The organism is Achromobacter sp. ACM02 (genome assembly GCF_014851605.1).
Lineage (GTDB): Bacteria > Pseudomonadota > Gammaproteobacteria > Burkholderiales > Burkholderiaceae_B > Achromobacter > Achromobacter aegrifaciens.
Window position 1 is genome coordinate 281,982 of the sequence record NZ_JACUZY010000003.1, and the last position, 19,293, is coordinate 301,274.

At 67.1% G+C, this 19,293-nt stretch carries 20 protein-coding genes; 14 read left to right on the forward strand and 6 right to left on the reverse strand.

Annotation, left to right across the window (positions count from 1 at the left end):
* Nucleotides 1–2: 2 nt before the first annotated feature.
* The 3 genes from IB258_RS10185 to IB258_RS10195 form a co-directional block, all read right to left on the reverse strand.
* Nucleotides 3–647, reverse strand: coding sequence for a PIN domain-containing protein (locus tag IB258_RS10185; protein ID WP_175159655.1), 645 nt, complete (start codon nt 645–647; stop codon nt 3–5).
* A gap of 96 nt (nt 648–743) precedes the next feature.
* On the reverse strand, nt 744–1,433 hold the full coding sequence (locus IB258_RS10190; RefSeq protein ID WP_054450186.1) for a glutathione S-transferase family protein: 690 nt from the start codon (nt 1,431–1,433) through the stop codon (nt 744–746).
* Nucleotides 1,434–1,956: 523 nt separating this feature from the next.
* Nucleotides 1,957–2,880: a carbon-nitrogen hydrolase family protein gene (locus IB258_RS10195; RefSeq protein ID WP_192352535.1), complete on the reverse strand. Its 924-nt coding sequence runs from the start codon at nt 2,878–2,880 to the stop codon at nt 1,957–1,959.
* A gap of 82 nt (nt 2,881–2,962) precedes the next feature.
* Here IB258_RS10195 and IB258_RS10200 point away from each other — a divergent pair, with 82 nt between their 5' ends.
* The 5 genes from IB258_RS10200 (at nt 2,963) to IB258_RS10220 (ending at nt 8,256) form a co-directional block, all read left to right on the forward strand.
* Nucleotides 2,963–3,907, forward strand: a complete 945-nt coding sequence (locus IB258_RS10200) for a LysR substrate-binding domain-containing protein (protein ID WP_175159487.1) — start codon at nt 2,963–2,965, stop codon at nt 3,905–3,907.
* A 71-nt stretch (nt 3,908–3,978) separates the two neighbouring features.
* Nucleotides 3,979–4,899 (forward strand): LysR family transcriptional regulator, encoded by a 921-nt coding sequence (locus tag IB258_RS10205; RefSeq protein WP_192352536.1) that lies wholly within the window; start codon nt 3,979–3,981, stop codon nt 4,897–4,899.
* 169 nt (nt 4,900–5,068) lie between these two features.
* On the forward strand, nt 5,069–6,277 hold the full coding sequence (locus IB258_RS10210) for a CaiB/BaiF CoA-transferase family protein (protein ID WP_082400642.1): 1,209 nt from the start codon (nt 5,069–5,071) through the stop codon (nt 6,275–6,277).
* A 70-nt stretch (nt 6,278–6,347) separates the two neighbouring features.
* Nucleotides 6,348–7,307: a tripartite tricarboxylate transporter substrate binding protein gene (locus IB258_RS10215; RefSeq protein ID WP_119450837.1), complete on the forward strand. Its 960-nt coding sequence runs from the start codon at nt 6,348–6,350 to the stop codon at nt 7,305–7,307.
* Nucleotides 7,308–7,329: 22 nt separating this feature from the next.
* Nucleotides 7,330–8,256 (forward strand): hydroxymethylglutaryl-CoA lyase, encoded by a 927-nt coding sequence (locus tag IB258_RS10220; protein ID WP_192352537.1) that lies wholly within the window; start codon nt 7,330–7,332, stop codon nt 8,254–8,256.
* Between the two features lie 14 nt (nt 8,257–8,270).
* Here the strand turns inward: IB258_RS10220 and IB258_RS10225 are convergent, their stop codons facing one another.
* The gene (locus tag IB258_RS10225) at nt 8,271–8,708 is read right to left on the reverse strand and encodes a universal stress protein (protein WP_192352538.1); all 438 of its coding nucleotides are present in this window, start codon (nt 8,706–8,708) and stop codon (nt 8,271–8,273) included.
* A gap of 93 nt (nt 8,709–8,801) precedes the next feature.
* Nucleotides 8,802–10,358: an AMP-binding protein gene (locus IB258_RS10230; RefSeq protein WP_125470928.1), complete on the reverse strand. Its 1,557-nt coding sequence runs from the start codon at nt 10,356–10,358 to the stop codon at nt 8,802–8,804.
* A 226-nt stretch (nt 10,359–10,584) separates the two neighbouring features.
* Here IB258_RS10230 and IB258_RS10235 point away from each other — a divergent pair, with 226 nt between their 5' ends.
* On the forward strand, nt 10,585–11,598 hold the full coding sequence (locus tag IB258_RS10235; RefSeq protein WP_158598566.1) for a tripartite tricarboxylate transporter substrate binding protein: 1,014 nt from the start codon (nt 10,585–10,587) through the stop codon (nt 11,596–11,598).
* Nucleotides 11,599–11,601: 3 nt separating this feature from the next.
* On the opposite strand, the gene IB258_RS10240 is transcribed toward IB258_RS10235, so the two are convergent.
* Nucleotides 11,602–12,510 (reverse strand): LysR family transcriptional regulator, encoded by a 909-nt coding sequence (locus tag IB258_RS10240; RefSeq protein ID WP_119450841.1) that lies wholly within the window; start codon nt 12,508–12,510, stop codon nt 11,602–11,604.
* A gap of 87 nt (nt 12,511–12,597) precedes the next feature.
* Here IB258_RS10240 and IB258_RS10245 point away from each other — a divergent pair, with 87 nt between their 5' ends.
* The 8 genes from IB258_RS10245 to IB258_RS10280 all read left to right on the forward strand — a co-directional run bounded on the left by IB258_RS10245 (nt 12,598) and on the right by IB258_RS10280 (nt 19,292).
* Nucleotides 12,598–13,758 carry an acyl-CoA dehydrogenase family protein gene (locus IB258_RS10245; RefSeq protein ID WP_175181165.1) on the forward strand — a complete coding sequence of 387 codons (1,161 nt, stop codon included), beginning with the start codon at nt 12,598–12,600 and terminating at the stop codon, nt 13,756–13,758.
* Nucleotides 13,755–14,894 carry a CaiB/BaiF CoA-transferase family protein gene (locus IB258_RS10250; protein WP_192352539.1) on the forward strand — a complete coding sequence of 380 codons (1,140 nt, stop codon included), beginning with the start codon at nt 13,755–13,757 and terminating at the stop codon, nt 14,892–14,894. Before IB258_RS10245 ends, IB258_RS10250 begins: the two co-directional genes overlap by 4 nt.
* Nucleotides 14,895–15,011: 117 nt before the next feature.
* Nucleotides 15,012–15,803: a uroporphyrinogen-III C-methyltransferase gene (gene cobA / locus IB258_RS10255; RefSeq protein ID WP_119450844.1), complete on the forward strand. Its 792-nt coding sequence runs from the start codon at nt 15,012–15,014 to the stop codon at nt 15,801–15,803.
* Nucleotides 15,782–16,129: a cytochrome c gene (locus tag IB258_RS10260; protein WP_119450845.1), complete on the forward strand. Its 348-nt coding sequence runs from the start codon at nt 15,782–15,784 to the stop codon at nt 16,127–16,129. The genes cobA and IB258_RS10260 overlap by 22 nt, the downstream gene beginning before the upstream one ends.
* Before the next feature lie 7 nt (nt 16,130–16,136).
* Nucleotides 16,137–17,306: a cytochrome D1 domain-containing protein gene (locus IB258_RS10265; RefSeq protein ID WP_192329820.1), complete on the forward strand. Its 1,170-nt coding sequence runs from the start codon at nt 16,137–16,139 to the stop codon at nt 17,304–17,306.
* Nucleotides 17,296–18,294, forward strand: a complete 999-nt coding sequence (locus tag IB258_RS10270; protein WP_217481787.1) for an AsnC family transcriptional regulator — start codon at nt 17,296–17,298, stop codon at nt 18,292–18,294. The genes IB258_RS10265 and IB258_RS10270 overlap by 11 nt, the downstream gene beginning before the upstream one ends.
* On the forward strand, nt 18,287–18,772 hold the full coding sequence (locus IB258_RS10275) for an Lrp/AsnC family transcriptional regulator (protein WP_175181170.1): 486 nt from the start codon (nt 18,287–18,289) through the stop codon (nt 18,770–18,772). Before IB258_RS10270 ends, IB258_RS10275 begins: the two co-directional genes overlap by 8 nt.
* A gap of 1 nt (nt 18,773) precedes the next feature.
* Nucleotides 18,774–19,292 (forward strand): Lrp/AsnC family transcriptional regulator, encoded by a 519-nt coding sequence (locus tag IB258_RS10280; RefSeq protein WP_054450220.1) that lies wholly within the window; start codon nt 18,774–18,776, stop codon nt 19,290–19,292.
* Nucleotide 19,293: the final 1 nt, after the last annotated feature.

The window sequence follows — 19,293 nt, forward strand, 5'->3', positions numbered from 1 at the left end:
GTTCAGGCGCCGCCGTTCTGCGCGGCGTCGCGCGCCAGCAGGTTCTTCAGGCCATACAGGCGCTCGCGGTGCAGCGTCGCCGACAGCGGCTCGGGTTCGCGCCCCAACGCCACATAGTCCGCGGGCACCTGTGCCGCCGCCGCACGGATGGCGTCGGGCGCGGCCTGCCACCATTGCGTCAGCATGCGGTCGGGGTTGTAGACGTCCAGCCCCTGGCGCCGCAGTTCGGAACGGTTGAAATCCTTCAGATTCCAGGTCAGCACCTGCACCACCGGCGGCTGTTGCAGGCCGCAGCGCGCGCGCCGCGCCAGGCCGGCCGCGATCACGTGGAAGTCCTTGGGGTCGCTGTAGCGCAGGGATGCCTCGTAGACCTGGGTGTCCGTCTCGCGGGCGCCGGGAAAGCGCGCGTTCATGTCGTCCCACATCTCCATCATCACCTCGGGCGGGATCTCCCAGATGCGCGAGGCGTTGCGGCGCCATTCCTCGCCGATGCGGTCGGTCCAGACCGGCGTGTACACGCCGGCTTCGGCCAGCCTGAGCAGCAGGCGGCGCAGGATGCCTGACATGAGGACGCAGGCGTCGAGGACGATGAAGGGCGGGGAGGAGGAAGCGGCGGTCAAGTGAGGTCTGAAGCCCCGCCGGCGCATGGCGGGCAGGGCTAAAACGTGGAAAACGAGGCGCAAGAATAACGTTTTTGGAAGCCGTCCGGGGCGGGCGGCCGCGCGCGGGAAGGGCGTCAGGCCTTAACCGAGTTCGGCGCGCACGGCATTGCACAGGCTCACCAGGTTGCGCCGCGACACCAGGCACTGTTTGAGCGGCGTGTCGATGGCGTAGAAATAGATATTGGCAAGAAAGCCGTAGAGCCCCGCGTCCACGCTACCCGGATTGGGGCCGAACATGAAGCCGTTGTCGCCCAGCAGGCTGGAGACGGCCTCCAGGTCGGCGATCCCGCGCGCATAGGCGTCTTCGGGGGCGTAGCGGCCTATGCCTTGGTAGTGGTAGCGCTGGAAGTTGTATTGGCGGGCGGCTTCCAGCTGCTCGGGCGTGACGTCCGGGTGGGCGTCCAGCAGCGCGCGGCGGAAGGTCGGCCAATAGCGGTCATCGCGCCAGCGCGAATAGGACATGACCCAGTACAGGTCGTCCAGCGCGCGGCGCACCAGCAAGTCCTGGCGCTGCTGCTCGGGCGTGAGGGAATCGTCGATGGTCAGTTCGTACTGGCGCTTCAGGTAGGCGATGATGGCGTCGCTGTCGCCGATACGCAGATCGCCGTCGGCGATGTAGGGCAGCTGGCCACGCGGGGCGGACTGTACGTCCAGCGTATGCCGGTGGTCGAACGGCAGCCGGCAGAGCTTCAGGAAGGCGTAGATCTTCAGGCCGTAAGGGTTGTTGTCTTCCAGCCCATAGAGTCCGGGGTACGAGTAGAGGGTGATCATGGCGCGCTCCCTGGTTACCGGACTAGATTAGATCGGCGGGGGGAATTTTGCGCGCTTCAGTTTGACGAGGCAGGCGTTCGCCGGTTTGCGACGAAGGATGGACGCCTGGCCTGTGGCGGGGTGGTGCCCGAGACCGGAATCGAACCGGTACGGCCGCGAGGCCGAGGGATTTTCTTACCACTTCGGCTTTCGCCGCCAGCGCGGATGCGCTGTTCGTGGTCTGGAGCACGCCTTCACCATAGCCTTGCGGCCTTAGGTGCCCGCCGTCTGCTCTCTACACCTTCCCCGGCCGTGCGGCCAGGGCTTGGCTCGGCGTTGGCTCGGAACGGGTCCAGGGCATTCGCCGAGTTTGACGGGCTACACCTTTGGAGTTTCCCCCAAAGGGCTCAAATTAGTTCAAGTCCCTTGTGTCTACCAATTTCACCACTCGGGCGTTGCGCGGCCCGGAAGGGCCGGCAGCGGGCGAGACTATACCATCCCGGCGCCAGGTGCCCGGATTGCGGGCTCCCGTCAGCCGGGGCGTTCAGGAGACGAAGCGCACGGCGGGGCGCGGGCGCTCGTCCACGGTCAGGGAAAAGACGTCGGGGCGCGAGTAGTGGCCCACCACGTCGAAGTCGTAGCGGGCGCGCACCAGTTCCGCCGTGTCGACCTGGGCGGTCAGCAGGCCGGCCTTGCCGTGCAGCGGGCCCGCCAGCACGTCGCCCAGCGGGCCGACGATGACCGAGCCGCCGTTGATCAGAGGGCGGTTGGCGTCCCAGCCCGGCACGTCCTGGCCCAGTTCGGCGGGCGAGGGTTGCACCTGGCAGGCGCTGACCACGAAGCAGCGGCCTTCGTGGGCGATGTGGCGCATCGAGCACTGCCAGATGTCGCGTTCGTCCACGGTGGGCGCGCACCAGATTTCCACGCCCTTGGCGTACATGGCGGTGCGCAGCAACGGCATGTGGTTTTCCCAGCAGATGGCGCCGCCGATGCGGCCGGCTTCGGTGTCGACGACCGGCAGGGTCGAGCCGTCGCCTTGGCCCCAGATCAGGCGTTCGGTGCCGGTGGGCATGAGCTTGCGGTGCTTGGCGGCGAGGCCGGTAGCAGGTTCGAAGAACAGGGCGGTGCAATACAGCGTGTTGCCGCCGCGTTCGATCACGCCCACCACCAGGCTGGCCCCGGTGCGCTGCGACAGGGCGGCGAGCGCTTCGGTTTCGGGGCCGGGCACGTCGATGGCGTTGTCGTAATAGCGGGCATAGGCCTCGCGACCTTCGGGCAGGCGGTAGCCCAGTCGGGTGCCGAAGATCTCGCCCTTGGGATAGCCGCCCAGCAGCGCTTCGGGCATGACCACGAGCGAGGCGCCAGAGGCGACGATCTCGCCCTCGTAGGCGAGGATGTCTTCCAGGGTGCGGGCTTTGCCCTCGGGGGAGGAGCCGATCTGCAGGGCGGCGACGGTTTTCGTGGTCATGGCGGGGGTCTCGGAACGTGGCAATGGGCTTCAGTGTCCGGCCGGCCCTAAAATCAATCAATCCTGGTCAGAGATAAATGATATGAACCAGATTGATATCGAGTCAGCCGACCTGAACCTGCTCAAGATCTTCGAGGCCATCTATGACGAGGGCGGAGCGGGACGTGCCGCGCTGCGCCTGGGCGTGACGCAGTCCGCTGTCAGCGCGGCGCTGGGCCGCCTGCGCGCGCTTTACGGAGATCCCCTGTTCACGCGCACCGGCAGAGGGCTGACGCCCAGCCTGCGGGCGCGCGAACTGCGACCCGTCATTGGCGAAGCCCTGGACAAGTGCCGTCAGAGCCTGTCGCTGGCGCGGCCTGGCGCGGCGGGCTTTGCCGGCAGGTCGGTGACGCTGGGGCTATCGGACGATTTCGAGATCGCGCTGGGACGAGACGCGATCCACGCGCTGGCACAGAGCGCGCCGGGGCTGCGCCTCATCTTCCGCCAGACCCACAGCCGGCTGGCGGCCGACATGCTGATGGCGCGCGAAGCGGACCTGGTGATCGCTTCGGGCGGACTGGCCTCGCAGGCCTTGCAGCGCGTGACGGTCGGGCAGGGCGGCTATGCCTGCCTGCTGGATCCCGCCAGCGTGGCGCCAGGCCAGACCACCTTGTCGCTGGAGGAATTCATCCGCCGCCAGCACATTCTGGTGTCGTCCGGCGGCTTCATCGGGGTGGTGGATGAAGTGCTGCACGGGCTGGGACTGACGCGCCGGGTGCAGGCCTCGACCACGCATTTTTCGGCGTTGGCGTTCCTGTTGCGGGGCAGTGATGCCTTGTCGACCTTGCCCGCGCACGCGGCGCGCGGCCTGGCTGCCGCTTCCGGCCTGCGCATGCTGCCCTGCCCGGTCGCGATGCCGGGCTATGCCATCGAAATGGGCTGGCGCGCCGACGCCTTGCGGGATGAGGCAGTGGCCGTGGTCAGGCGCGGTTTGCTGGGCTTGCTGAATGGCTACGCATGGGAGGGCGGTATGGGCGTGCGGGGTTAAAGGCGCAAGGCGCCCCGGACCGGGAAAACCCCGATCCCTGCGCAGGCGCGCAAGGCACGACACTTCCCGGCATGAAGCCCGTCCCGTCTCCCCCGCCGCATCCCCGCGATATCGATCCCGTCTCGCTCCGCCTGTTCCTCGCAGCGCTGGAGGAAGGCAGCCTGGCGCGCGCCGCCGCCCGCGAGAATATCGTTCCTTCCGCCGTCAGCAAACGTATGTCGGAGATGGAGGATGCCTTCGGCGTGCCGCTGCTGGAACGCGGGGTCAGGGGCGTGCAGCCCACGCCGGCAGGCAATGCGCTGGCCACGCACGTGCGCATGGTGCTGCAGAGCATGGACCGCATGCGCCGCGAGATGGCGGGCTTTGCGACCGGCGTGCGCGGCAGTATCCGGCTCGCGGTCAGCGTGGCGGCGCTGTCCGGCGAACTGCCGGCGCAGATCCAGTCCTTTCGCCGCGCCTATCCCCAGATCGATATTTCCCTGGAAGAGGGCACCACCCAGGAGGTGTTCCGCGCGGTGCTCGACGGCCAGGCCGACGTGGCGGTGGGTTCCGATTTTGGTCATGACGGTTTGCAGGTCTTTACCTGTGGCCGCTGCGATCTGGCGGCGGTCGTGCCCGGCCAGCATCTGCTGGCCGACCGCGACACGCTGGACTACGCGCAATTGCTGCCCTTCGAGCAGATCGAACTGAACCGCGACAACGGCATCAGCGCGGTGTTCGAGCAGGCGGCGCAGGATGCGGGCGTGGCGCGGCGGATCAGCGCGCGGGTCAGCTCGCATGAAACCATCTGCATGCTGGTGGCGCGCGGCATGGGCGTGGCCGTGGTGCCCATGTATCTCAAGGCGCGCCACACCAACCTGGACATCCGCTTCATTCCGCTCTCCGGAGCCTGGTCCAGCACTTCCTTGTGCATCGCCGTGTTGGGGCTGGACGCCTTGCCGCCCGCCGCTCGCGTGCTGTTGGCGCATCTCGGCGTGGCGGAGGCCGCCTGAAACGACGGGCCTCAGGGCTTTCCCGGACGTTCCCAAGCGAGAATGCCCCCGTGCTGAAAGAGCGCTACCCGCTGATCCGGCTTGCCGCCGATGATGGGGCATGGGGCGGCGGCATGCATCGATCTTGCCGTTGCCTGTTTTTCAGCGCATCAGGCCCGAGGATATGCAGATGGCAGCAACACCGGCTTCACCCTTCATGGACCACACCGAATTACCGCTGCGCGGCATCAAGGTGCTGGAGCTGTCCCACATGATCATGGGCCCGGCGGCCGGCCTGGCGCTGGCGGACCTGGGAGCCGAGGTCATCAAGGTGGAGCCGATCGAAGGCGACCGCACCCGGCGCCTGAAGGGCTCGGGCAGCGGCTACTTCCCGGTCTTCAATCGCAACAAGCAAAGCCTGGCGATCGACCTGAAGGCGCGCGAGGGGCAGGCCGTGGTGCGCCAGCTGGCCTTGCAGGCGGACATGGTAGTGGAGAATTTTCGCGACGGCAGCCTGGCCCAGTACGGGCTGGACTATGAGTCGCTGTCGGCCGAGAACCCTGGGCTGATCTACGTATCGCTCAAGGGCTTTCTGTCCGGCCCCTACAAGCAGCGCACCGCGCTGGACGAAGTGGTGCAGATGATGGGCGGGCTGGCCTACATCAACGGCGGCGCGGACACGCCCCAGCGCGTGGCGGCCTCTGTCAACGACATCCTGGGCGGCACCTTCGGCGTGGTGGGCGCGCTGGCGGCGCTGCACGACCGCCACGCCACGGGGCGCGGCAGGCATGTGCGCTCCGGCCTGTTCGAGAACAACCTGCTGCTGGTCGCGCAGTTCATCGCGCAATACCAGCTGACGGGCGCGGCGCCCAAGCCCATGGGCGCGGAGCGCCGGCCGCCCTGGGGCGTGTATGACGTGTTCGAGACCGCCGACGGCCGCGTGTTCGTCGCCGTGGTGGGCGATGCGCAATGGCGCAACTTCGCCCAGAAATTCCTGCCGCCCGAGTGGGCCGCCGATCCGCGCCTGGCCACCGCCGTCGACCGCGAGGCGGCGCGGCCCTGGCTGGTGCCGGGCGTGGGCGAGATCCTGAAGACCTGGAAGACCGACGAGCTGTGCGCGGCACTGGAAGCCGCCGGCCTGTCCTATGGCCCGATACGCCAGCCGCACGACCTGCTGGACGATGCGCACCTGAACGCCGGCGGCGCGCTGCTCAAGACCCGGCTGCCGGACGGCGGGGAGATATCCGCGGCGGCGCTGCCCATCGAGTTCGACGGCCTGAAGGCCGGCAAGCGTTCCGATCCGCCGCGGCAGGGCGGCGACACGCAGGCCATCCTGCAGGGCCTGGGCTGGGATGCCGCGCGCATCGAGGTCCTGCGCAGCGCAGGCGTTATTGCATGAACGGGCGATAGCGCCCGATATCGGTCGAGGCGGCGCAGACCGCCAAGACTTCCATCAAAGAGGAGACAAGATGATCCGCAAACTGTTCGCGGTGGCCGCGCTGGCCGCCGCCTGTGCCGCACACGCCCAGGACTATCCCAGCAAGCCCATCCGCATCATCATCCCGTCCACGCCGGGCGGAGGCACCGACTACATCGGCCGCCTGATGAGCACCAAGCTGCATGAACTCAACGGCTGGTCAGTGATTCCCGAGAACAAGCCGGGCGCGGGCACGGCGCTGGGCCTGGCCGAAGCGGCGCGCTCGCCTGCCCAGGGTTACGACCTGGTGATCGGCCAGTCCGACAACGTCACCCTGATTCCGCTGCTGATGAAGGTGTCGTACGACCCAGTCAAGGACCTGGCGCCGGTGGCGCTGGTGGCCACTACGCCCATGGTGTTGCTGGTATCGGACAGCTCGCCCTACAAGACGCTGCCCGAAGTGATCGACGCCGCCAAGAAGGATCCGAACAAGATCTCCTATGGCACCTCGGGCACGGGTGGCGGCGTGCACATCGCCATCGAAATGCTGCAGCACGCGGCCGGCTTCAAGATGCAGCACGTGCCGTACAAGGGCTCGGCCCCGGCGCTGGCGGACCTGATGGGCGGACACCTGCAGTTCGCGGGCTCTTCGATTTCGTCGGCGGCCACGCTGATCAAGTCCGGCAAGGTGCGCGCGCTGGCAGTCACTTCGCCCAAGCGCAATCCGGCGCTGCCGGAGGTGCCCACGGTCGCGGAGCTGGGCTACAAGGATTTCAGCGTGGTGACCTACTACGGCGTGCTGGCCCCGGCCAAGACGCCGTCCGCGGTCGTGTCGCGCCTGAATAGCGACTTCAACAAGCTGCTGGCGCGCAAGGACGTGCAGGAGGCGCTGGCCTCGCAAGGCCTGGAAACCGATCCGGTGTCCACCGAACAGTTTGCCGCGTTGATCAATTCGGACATCGCCAAGGCGCGCCAGACCATCGAAAGCGCGGGCATCGTGGTGCAGCAGTAGGCCGGCCGGGAAAGGACAGCACATGAACCAGGAAATCAGGCTTTGCGAAGTGGGTCCGCGCGACGGGCTGCAAATGGCCAAGGGCATGATGTCCGCGGCCGACAAGCTGCGCTGGATCCGGCAGCTGGCCGACGCCGGCCTGCGCGAGATCGAGGCGGGCAGCTTCGTGTCGCCGCGCTTGGTGCCGCAGATGGCCGATACGGGTACGGTCCTGCCCGACGTCCTGAAGATCGAGGGCTTGACGGTGGTTGCCCTGGTCTGCAACCTCAAGGGCGCCATTGCGGCCTACGAGGCTGGCGCGCACGCGCTGTCGTTTCCTGTCTCCGTTAGCGACACGCATAGCCGCGCCAACGTCGGCAAGGGCACCGACGCACAGGTGGAGGTGCTGGCCTCCATCGTCGATTGGGTGCGGGCGCAGCCGCGGCCCGTGCGCATCGATGCGGCGGTCGCCACCGCCTTCGGATGTTCGATGGAAGGCGTGGTGCCGGTGCGCCGTGTCGCGCAGGTGGCCGCCGCCGCCGCGTTGGCCGGCGCCGACGAGATCGCGCTGGCCGACACCGTGGGCTATGCCCATCCGGCGCTGGTGCGCGATGCGGTGCGCGCCGCGCAGGACGCCGTGGGCGCGCGCCTGGTCAAGCTGCACCTGCATGACACGATGGGGCTGGGCCTGGCCAATGCGCTGGCCGGGCTGGACGAAGGCATCCGCGCTTTCGATTCCTGCCTGGGAGGCCTGGGAGGCTGTCCCTTCGCGCCTGGCGCGTCGGGCAATATCGTCACCGAAGACCTGGTCTTCATGCTGGAAAGCATGGGCTACCGCACGGGCGTGGATCTGTCGCGGTTGCTGCAGGCGCGGCCCTTGCTGGCCCAGGCGCTGCCGCAGGAAAGCCTGCGCAGCGGCGTGGCCGCCGCTGGCATACCGAAGACCTACGGAGCGCGCGCCGCGGTCTAGTCCAAGCGCCGGTCTTAGCGGTAGACGATCACCGGCAGCGTCGAATGCGCCATCACCTTCTGCGTCTGGCTGCCCAGCAGCACGGCCGCCAGTCCGCCGTGGCCGCGCGAGGCCATGGCGATCAGGTCGCAGCCTTGCGTCATGGCGATATCGATGATGGTCTGCGCCGGGTTGTTGCTTTCGCGCATTTCGGTGGTGCAGGGCACGCCCGCGGCGCTGGCTTGCGCGGTCGCTTGCGACAGGTACGACTTGGCGAGTTCCTGGGCCTCGCGCTCATATTCCGTATGCACGCCCTCCAGGTGCACCGTTTCCATGGAGGTCGGGCGGTAGGCGCTGTACACCGTCAGCACCGTGACGCTTGCGCCCAGGGCGCTGGCCAGGCCCAGTCCTTGCGCCAGGCCGGCATAGGAACGCTCGGATCCGTCGATGGGGATGAGTATGTGCTTGTACATGACAACCTCCTGAGGGTGTGGAGGGCGGCGCGAGTCCGCGCGGCCCTAGGAGCGTGAACAGCATCTATCCCCATACTACGCCTAGTGGTGCCCTTAGCCCACCTTTCTCTCCTCATGCGCCCAGTGCGCGTCCCTCAGTTGCTTGCGCGCGAGCTTGCCGTTGGCGTTCTTCGGCAACTCCGCCACCAGTTCGATGCTGCGAGGCTTCTTGAAATCCGCCAGGTGCTTGCGGCAATGCTCGATCAGATCGGCCGGGGTGGTGGTGTCGCCAGGCTTGAGCACGAGCACAGCCTTGACGGACTCGCCCCACACCTTGTCGGGCACGCCGAAAACGCAGGCTTCGTACACGCCCGGATGCTGATACAGCGCCTGTTCGACTTCAGTAGGGTAGATATTGAATCCGCCCGAGATGATCATGTCCTTCTTGCGGTCCACGACATAGAGGAAACCTGCATCGTCCATCCGAGCCAGGTCGCCGGTATGCAGTCGGCCATCGCGCAGGGCTTGCGCGGACAGCTCGGGTTCGCGCCAATAGCCTGCGAAGATGTCGGGGCCGGTGGCGGTGATCTCGCCGACCTCGCCGGGCGCGACCTCACGGCCGTCTTCGTCCAGCAGACGAACCTCGCTTTCGCCGAATGGACGCCCGCAGGAGAGCAGCCGTTCCGGGTGGCCCGACATGGCTGCGGCATGGTCCAGGGCACTCAGCAGCACCAGGCCGCCGGTGGTTTCACCCGCGCCATAGCCCTGGCTGAGCTTGGGTCCCAGGGCTTCCCAGGCTTCGCGGATGCGGGCCGGCGCCATCGGCGCGCCGCCATAGGAAATCTGTCGCAGCGCGCTCAGGTCGTGCTGATGCAGCCGCGGATGCGCGATCAGCATGTTGACCATCGTGGGCACCATGAAGCTGAAGGCGGCGCGATGCCGGGCAGCGGAGGCCAGGAAGCTCTCGGGGTCGAACCGGTCATGCAGCAGGATCGTTCCGCCCTGGAACAGGAAGGGCTGCATGAACATGCCGCTGGCGTGGGTAATGGGGCCGGCGAGTGCCAGCACTTCGCCGGGATTGGCGCGCATGCGGCCCATCACGACCTTGCGCAGCGACGCCAGGCGGTTGCCTACCGTCTGCATGGCGGCCTTGAGCTTGCCCGTCGAGCCCGACGTAAAGTGCAGCACGGCCAGGTCGCCGGGTTGCATCGGCACGTCCGGGTTGCTGTCGGCGGCCGATTCCAGCAGGCGTTCGTATGAGCGCCAGCCTTCGATGTCGCTGGCGCCCATCACCAATCGATGCCGCACGTTCTCCAAGCCGTCCAGCAGGGATTGCGCTGCTTCCACATGGGCTGGGTCCACAATGAAGGCCGCCGCATCGGCATTGTTGACCGAATCCAGCACCTCCTGGTTCGACAGGCGCGCGTTCAGGGCCACTTTCACCAGTCCCGCCTTGTACAGCGCGCATTCGAGTTCGATGATCTCCGGGCAATTCCAGGCCAGAATGGCGACGCGGTCGCCTTTCTTCAGCCCCAGGCCCAGCAAGGCGTTGGCCAGGCGGTTGGAGCGGGTTTCCAGCTGTCCGAAGCTCAGCGTCCTGTCGCCGAAAATGACGGCGGGACGGTCGCGCCAATAGCGCGCATTGCGGGTGGTGTATCGGCCTTGGTTCATGGTGTGTCCGTGTCTGGGGTTGGCTTGCCGCTATCCTGCGGGGCGGCAAGGCGCCCGCGGATAACCAGGACGCGAATCCTCATGCCGCGCCGTTATCGTGCGGGTGCGATTCCCCTGCGTTATGGAAATCGTTGGATGCGGCATGACGTTCAGGCGGCCTGCGGGTTACCTCTATGCGAAAGCGGGGCCAGCATCGGTCCCGCCTTGCACAAGAACAGGAGACAACATGAACCAGCGAAATTTCCGCCTGCGGGACAGGGCGGCCCGTTGCCTGGCGGCCGTCAGCCTGGGGCTTGCCGCGCTCATGGCGGGACCCGCGCAGGCGGCTGGCGCCGGGGCTGCCGGCTACCCCGACAAGCCCATACGCTTCATCGTGCCGTTCTCGGCTGGCGGCCAGTTCGACTACATCGCCCGCCTGGTCGCCGTGCCCCTGGGCAAGGAACTGGGCCAGACCATCATCGTCGAGAACGTGGGCGGGGGCGGCGGCAATCTGGGCGGCGCCAAGGTCGCGAACGCGCCTGCGGACGGCTACACCCTGCTGGAGTACGGCGGCAACTTCGCGATTGCCAAGCATCTTTCGCCCAAACTGTCGTTCGACCCCATCGCGGATCTGGCGCCTGTATCCGGACTCAGCATCGCTCCGCACGTGGTCCTGGTCAGCAGCGCCTTGCCGGTCAAGACATTCCAGGAGCTGCTCGCATACGCCCGCGTCAATCCAGGCAAACTGAGCTACGGCAGCCCGGGGGTGGGCTCATCCATGCATCTGACGTTTGAAACGCTCAAGCAGCATTTCGGCCTGGACGCCATACACGTGCCCTATCGGGGTGGCAGCAACGCGCTCAATGACCTGGCAGGCGGCCAGATCGATATCGGCATCGTCGCGGTCGCGCCCGCCATGCCCTTTATCGCCTCAGGGAAGATCCGCGCGCTGGCCGTCACCAGCGCCAAGCGCGCCGCTTCCCTGCCAGAGGTGCCTTCGGTGGCCGAGCTGGGATATGCCGGCTTCGACAGCGGCAGCTGGGCGGGAATCGCCGTGCCGAAAGGCACGCCGCAGGAAATCATCGACCGGCTGAATGCCGCCGTCGGCCGCGCGATGCAGGATGCCCAGGTGCTGGAGGCCTTGGCGTCGCAATCGTTCACGCCCATACCCGGCACGCCGCAGCAGCTGCGCAAGCTCATCGATGATGAGTCCGCCCGCTATGGGCCGCTCATCGACAAGCTGGGCTTGCAGGCGGATTGAGGGCTAGGCGCCCGCCCGGGCCCGGGCATGCTCCCGCAGGATTTCCAGCAGCCGCTGCGTCAGCGGCGACTGGTAGCTGTTGCGCCGCGTCAGCACGCCGATCTGCCGATGCCATGTCATGTCGTCCAGGGGCAGGATGCTCAGGCCCTGGCCGGCATGCGCGGACAGGGTGATTTCGCTGACCAGCGTCAGCAGGTCCGTGCTGTGCAGGATGCCCAGCAATCCCGATACCGACGCGTTGGATTCGATCGTCACGTTGGGCGGCGCCGACCCGTGTTGCTCGAACTTGGCTTCCAGCCAGCGCCGTGATGCCGCCTGCGGTCCCGGCAGCATCCACTGGCACCCCGCCAGATCGGCAAAGCGGATCTTGCGGCGGCCCAGCAAGGGATGGCCCGGGCGCACGGCAACGAAAAGCTTGTCTGCGAACAAGGGTTCCCGTTCGAACTCCGCCGCGGAGGCGGATTCGAACAGCGAACTGATGGCGAAGTCCAGGTCTCCCTGCCGTAACGCTGGAATCAAGGCATCGTTCAGGCTGACCATGACCTGGACCTTGGCGGCGGGTCGTTGCGCCAGCAGTTCGATGCAGGCCGGATTGAAGAACGATTCCGCGAGCAGCGGCGTGACGCCGACGCGCAGCAAGCCGATGCTTCCGCGGTGCAGGTCACCCGCTTCCTGCATGGCGTCGTCGAGTTCCCGCCTTGCCTGCATCGAGCGCTGGTAGAACGCGCGTCCTGGAATTGTCAGCTCCATGCCCTTGGGCGTGCGGACAAAGAGCTGCAGTTTCAGTTCTTCTTCCAGGCGCCGGATGCCCTTGGTCAGTGCAGGCTGGCTGACGCCTATGCCGTCGGCGGCCCGGCCGACATGGCCCAGCCGCGCGACCGCCAGGAAATAGTCCAGATCTTCCAGCCTCATGATTCCGCCAGGTTATTGAAAACGAAGAAAAGATAATTGCGAGGATGCCGGGCGCTGTCAAGCTGGGGACTACTCAAAGGAGACGACATGGCCCAAGACGACAAACAGGCGCTGACCGGCCTGCGCACCCGGTTGCAGCAGTACCTGCAGGACGAACTCATACCGTTGGAACAGTCGCTCGGCCTGGGGTACGAGGACAAGTTCGGGCGCGACCTGGTGCAGTCCGTGTGGAAACGATGCCGGGCGCTGGGATTCTATGGAGCGCAGCTGCCGCGCGAGCTGGGCGGGCAGGGGCTGTCCTACCGCGACCTGTGCGTGCTCAAGGACGACGTCGCGGCATCCGGCGCCATCCTGTTCCCCCATGTGCTGGGGGATTGGGGCGGTCCTTCGCGCATCGGCAACCTGGTCCAGTATGCGACCCCGTACCAGCACGACCGCTACATCATGCCCGTGGTCAACGCCGAGCGCGGCGCCTGCTTCGCCATGACCGAGCCGCAGTCGGGCTCCGACGCTACCCGCTTGCAGACCGTCGCGGTGGCCGACGGCGACGATTACATCGTGACCGGGGTCAAGCACTACATTACCGCCTCGACGTTCGCCGATTTCGCCATCACCATGTGCGTCACCGATCCTGACCGGGGCGCGGAAGGCATATCCGCGATTTTCATCGATCTGGACAGCCCCGGCGTACGGCTGGTGCACGATTGCGTGCCGATGACAGGCCAGTATGTCGATGCGGACATCGTGCTGGATCAGGTCCGGGTGCCGAAGAAGAACCTGATCGGCAAGGAAGGGCAGGGTTTCAAGATCGCCATGAACCGCGTCAGCGTAAACCGCCTGCTGCATTGCCCGACCATGATAGGCCTGGCGCGCCAGGCTTTCAGGCTGGCTGTGGACTACGCCAAGCACCGTCAGCAGTTTGGCGGCCCCATCAGCCGCTTCCAGGCCATCCAGCACATGCTGGCCGACATGGCGACGGCCCTCTATGCCTGCGAACAGATGGTGCTTGCCACGGCAGAGCGTGCCGACTCGGGCGAGGACGTGCGCGATGCGGCGTCGATGTGCAAGCTGTTCGTGTCCGAGCGTTGCTTCGAAATTGCCGACAAGGCCATGCAGATCCATGGAAACGTGGGAGTGACGAAGAACCATCCGGTGGAGTTCATCTTCCGCCGCCTGCGCCTGTACCGCATCGTCACTGGAACCAGCGAAATCCAGCGCAATACCATCGCAAAGGGGATACTCGCATGAGCGCCGGCGCAGAGCAGGGGGCGGCGGGCTACCTGAGCGGCATGTCTGTGCTCGACCTGGGCCAACTGCACCCTGGGCCGTACACCGCCATGTTGCTGGGACAGTTGGGGGCGACCGTGATCAAGGTGGAAAAGCCGCAGGGCGACACCGCTCGCCAGTTGGGAGCCGAGACCTTCGCCAAGTACAACCGGGGCAAGCAGTCCATCTGCCTCGATCTGAAGCGCGAAGAAGACAAGCGCGTCCTGCTGCAACTGGTGGCAGGCAGCGACGTCGTGGTGGAGGGTTTCAGGCCTGGCGTAATGGCCAATCTGGGACTGGACTACACGCAATTGGCGCGCGTCAATCCGCGGGTGGTGCTGTGTTCGATTTCGGGATTCGGGCAGACAGGGCCCTATGCGCAACGGCCCGGCCATGACGTGAATTACATGGCCCTGGCCGGATACTGGGCCGTGCCGTCGCAGGTGCGCGATGTCATGGCGCGGCCGCGATTGCGTCTGTCGGATTACTGCGCGGCCATGCACGCCGCGCTCGCGATACTGGCTGCCGTGCAGGACGCGCGCGAGTCCGGCGTGGGGCAGCATTTGGACGTGTCGATCCATGACACCATGACGGCATGGATGGCCCCTGCATTGCAGGCGATGAACGGTCCCGCTGGCCCGGAGGTGGCGCATCTGCCGCATGTCATGCCTGACAACGACGTCTTCGAGACGGCGGACGGCCGGCATCTTGCGCTCGGCATTCTGGAGGAATCGTTCTGGCGCAACCTTTGCGTGGCGCTGGCCCCGGTCTGCCCGGATCTGAACGCGCCGGGCTACCAGACGAGGGCGGGGCGGATGCGCGAAAAGCGGGTCTTGAACGATCGACTGCGTGAATTGTTCAAGAGCCGCAGCCTGGCGGATTGGGAACGCCTGTTCGACGGTCACGATATCCCCTGGACGCCAGTACTGCGGCACGATGAAGTGTTCGAGGACCCGCACGTCAGACATCGCGGGGTCGTTGCCGATACGCCGGCAGGACGCGTGGTGGGCTTCCCGGTGAAGTTCTCCAAACCCCTGCCGTCGATGGCGCGGGAGGTCCCCGGCCTGGACCAGCATCGCGCACAGATCCTGGCGCGTTTGCGCGCCCAGGCGTCCTGAACGCCCCTGGCGCACCCATTGCACTTGCGTCGACCGTACCTATTGCAGCCGCCTGTCGCTTCCTACACTTCCTCCTGAAGCCTTATTTTGCGCAGCCTGGCTGCAAGGGAGGGAGTAGTGAGCGGAACGGTTTACCTGGTTGGCGCCGGTCCGGGCGATCCCGAATTGCTGACGGTGCGCGCCTTGCGGCTATTGCAGCAGGCCGATGCCGTGGTCTGCGACAGGCTGGTAGGCGGCGGCATCCTGCCCCTCATCAATCCCGCCGCGCAGTTCCATGACGTAGGCAAGATGGCGGGCGACTGCCGCCACCGGCAGGAAGACATCCATCAGCTGCTGTTGGCGCTGGCGGGGTCTTGCTCCCGCGTCGTGCGCTTGAAGGGCGGCGATCCGTTCATTTTCGGGCGCGGCGGCGAGGAGCTGCTGTTCCTGTCGCGGCACGGCGTGCAGGTTGAGGTCGTGCCGGGCATCAGCGCCGCCAACGGCTGCGCGGCAGCGCTGGGCATACCCCTGACGCATCGGGGCGTGGCGGCCAGCGTGCGTTTCATCACGGGCCATCTGCGGGACGACGCCGGCCTTGAACTGGACTGGAGTTCGCTGGCCGATCCCACCTGTACCCTGGTGTTCTACATGGCGGTGGCCAACGCCGCCGAGATCGTCGCGTCCTTGCAGCGGCATGGGCGCGGCGGCGACACGCCGGCCGCGCTGGTTCATTCCGGCACCACCGAAGCCCAGGACTGGACGGTGGCCCCCTTGCGCCAGATTCCGCAGCTGGTGGCCGGCTTCAAGCCGCCCACGCTGCTGGTGGTCGGCGACGTGGTGCGTCTGGCGCAGCGCGCCTGGTCCGCCGCCGCGGCGGGACAGCTGTTGTTGCGTGACGCGGCCGAGCCATGCGCCCCGGTCGCGGCCTGACATGCCTGGCGCTGTCCTGTTGCACGGGGCTGGGAGCGGCGGTGGGCCGGACGCAGGCGGCGCCGGACCTCGATCCCGCCGATCAGCAGCGACTCATACACCTGGTGCGGCAGGACTGCGGCTCCTGCCATGGATTGCGCCTGAATGGCGGCCTGGGGCCGGCGTTGACGCCGCAAGCGCTTGCTGGCAAGCCGCCGGCCTATCTCGAACAGGCGATTCTGCACGGGCTGCCCGGCACCGCCATGCCCGGGTGGCGCGGCATGCTTGCGCCCGACGAAGCCGCCTGGATCGCCGCGCGGCTGCTCAAGGGCTTTCCAGAGGAATAAAGCGTTCATGAAACTGCGTTTCCTGCTCGTCCTGGCCGCCGTTGTGCTGGCCGGCTGCGCCGCGGCCACCGACCCGCGCGGCACCAACGACCTGGGCATGGTGATAGAGCGTGCCGACGGCGCCGTCTCCATCGTCGAAACCAGCGGACAGACCCGGCTGGCGCGGGTCGAAGGGCTGGGCGACCTTTCCCATGCGCACATCGCCTATTCCCGCGATGGCCGCTACGGCTACGTCTTCGGCCGGGACGGCGGGCTGACCAAGGTGGATCTGCTGCGGAAACGCGTGGACCGTCGCATCATCCAGTCCGGCAATGCGATCGGCGGCGCCATTTCGCAGGACGGGCGGCTGATCGTGGTGCAGAACTACACGCCCGGCGGCATCAAGGTCTTCGACGCTGTGACCTTGCGCCAGATCAGCGAAGTGCCCGCCGAGTATGCGCCGGGCAGGCGCTCCAAGGTCGTCGGCCTGGCGGACCTGCCTGGACAGAAGTTCGCCTACGCGCTGTTCGACGCGGGCGAGATCTGGATCACGGATCTGTCGGACCCCGCCCGGCCGGCCACACAACGCCACAAGGCCGGTCGCCAGCCCTACGACGCGCTGGTCACCCCGGACGGCCGCTATTACATCGCCGGGTTGTTCGGCGAGGATGCGCTGGCCATGATGGACCTCTGGCATCCGGAGGCCGGCGTGCGCAAGATCCTGCAGGGCTATGGGCGTGGCGAGGAAGCGTTGCCGGTCTACAAGATGCCCCACCTGCGAGGCTGGAGCGCGGCGGGCGGACGCCTGTTCCTGCCCGCCATCGGCAGGCACGAGGTGCTGGTGGTGGATACCGCCACCTGGCAGGAGACCGGCCGCATCGCCACGCTGGGCCAGCCGGTGTTCGTCATGGCGCAGCCCGATGGCCGCCGCGTCTGGGTCAACTTTGCGGTGCCGGACAACGGCCAGGTACAGGTCATCGACACCGAAACCCTGGCCGTGGTCCGGACGCTGGCACCTGGCCGCGGCGTGTTGCACATGGAATTCACGCCGCGAGGAGAGGCGGTATGGCTGTCGGCGCGCGACGATGACCGGGTGGTGGTGTATGACACCCGGACGCTGCAACGCGGCGCCACGCTGGACATTCCCAAGCCCAGCGGCATTTTCTTCACCAACAGGAGCGGCCGCATTGGCTTCTGAACTGTCCGATTCCGATCTGCGTCTGCTCGATGGCTGGCAGCGGGACTTTCCGCTGGTCTCGCGGCCCTACGCCTTGCTGGCCGAGCGCGTCGGCCTGGATGAAGACACGGTGCTGGCGCGCTTTCAGCGGTGGCAGCGCGAGGGGCTCGTGAGCCGTGTCGGTCCGGTGCTGCACCAGTCCTGCTTTGCCAGCGCGCTGGTCGGCATGCACGTGCCGTCCGCCCGCCTGGATCAGGTTGCCGCCTACGTCAGCAGCCTGCCACAGGTCAATCACAACTACGAGCGCGAACATGCCTTGAACTTGTGGTTCGTCGCCGCCTGCCGCAAGCCTGGCGCGTTGGCGCGCTTGCTGGCGCGGATCGCACAGGCCTCCGGCTGCGAGCCGCTGGCCTTGCCCATGGAGGCCGAGTACCACATCGACCTGGGTTTCAGTCTGAGCGCGCCACAACAACGCACGACGCCGCAGCGCAGCGGCGGACGAGCCGTGCTGCCACCCGCCGGCAGCGCGCAAGAGGCCTTGCTCCATGCCGTGCAGGATGGGTTGGACCTTTGCGCGCACCCCTATCGCCGGTTGGGACTACTTGCGGGGCTGGATGAGGACGAGACGCTGCGCCTGCTGGAGCGCTGGCAGCGCGCAGGCCTGTTCCGCCGTTTCGGCGTGGTGCTGAGACATCGCCAGCTGGGCTTTCGCGCCAATGCGATGTGCGTCTGGAACGTGGACGACACGCGGGTGGATGCGCTGGGGCAGCGGCTTGGCGCCGAGCCCGGCGTCACGCTTTGCTACCGGCGCACGCGGCGCTTGCCGCAATGGCCCTACAACCTCTTCTGCATGATCCACGGCAAGGAGCGGAAAGCGGTGCAGGCGCTGCGCAATGCCATCGCCGGCCGTCTTGGACTTGATGCCTGGCCGCATGCGGTGCTGTTCTCGACCAGATGTTTCAAGCAGCGCGGTGCGAGGTTCGTGCCGGAAGAGGCGACGCATGGTTAGGTCCAAGGACATTGCCGCGGGCATGCCGCTGGGCTTGGACGCTGCCGACCGCAAGCTGATCAACCGCCTGCAGGGCGGCTTTCCGATCAGCCCGCGTCCGTTCGCGGACGTCGCGCGGGCGCTGGGGCTGGACGAAGACGCCGTGATCGCGCGGGTAGCCCGCTTGCGCGAGTGCGGCGCGCTGAGCCGTTTCGGCCCGTTGTTCCAGATCGAGCGCGCCGGCGGCGCGTACTGCCTGGCGGCGATGGCCGTGCCGCAGGCGCAATGGGAGCGGGTCGTGGCCCTGGTCAACCGCCGGGTCGAAGTGGCGCACAACTACCGCCGCGAGCATGCGTTGAACATGTGGTTCGTGCTGGCGGCGGCTGATCCCGCCGAAGTTGCCGCCTGTTTGCGCGCCATTGAGCAGGAGACGGGCCTGCCCGTGCTGGCGTTTCCGAAGGAGCGCGAGTACTTCCTTGAAATGAAGCTGGAGGTCTGAGATGGACGCAGCCGGCCTGACTCCGTTCGAACTGTCCCTGGTCCGCGCCACGCAGGAGGGGCTGCCGATCCGGCGGGATCCATACCGGGCCGTGGCCGCGCGGCTGGGCGTCACCGAAGCCGAGGTGATGGCGCAGTTGCGCGACATGCTCGCGCGCGGCGTGATACGGCGCATCGGCGTGGTACCCAACCACTACGCGCTCGGATTCGTGGCCAACGCCATGTCGGTCTGGGACGTGGAAGACGGTCAGGCCGACGCTGTGGGAGCCTGGTTGGGCCAGCGCGCGGACGTGAGCCATTGCTACCGGCGTCCCCGGCATCCGCCGCTGTGGCGCTACAACCTCTACGCCATGCTGCACGGGACCGATCGCGCGGCGGTGCTGGCGCGCATCGATGAAGTCGCCGAGGCCTTGCACGCGCGCTTTCCGGACGCCCTGCGTGCGCACGACGCGCTGTTTTCCTCGGCAATCCTGAAAAAGACCGGTCTGCGCCTGAAAGAAGGCCAGGGGCCGGCAGCATAGC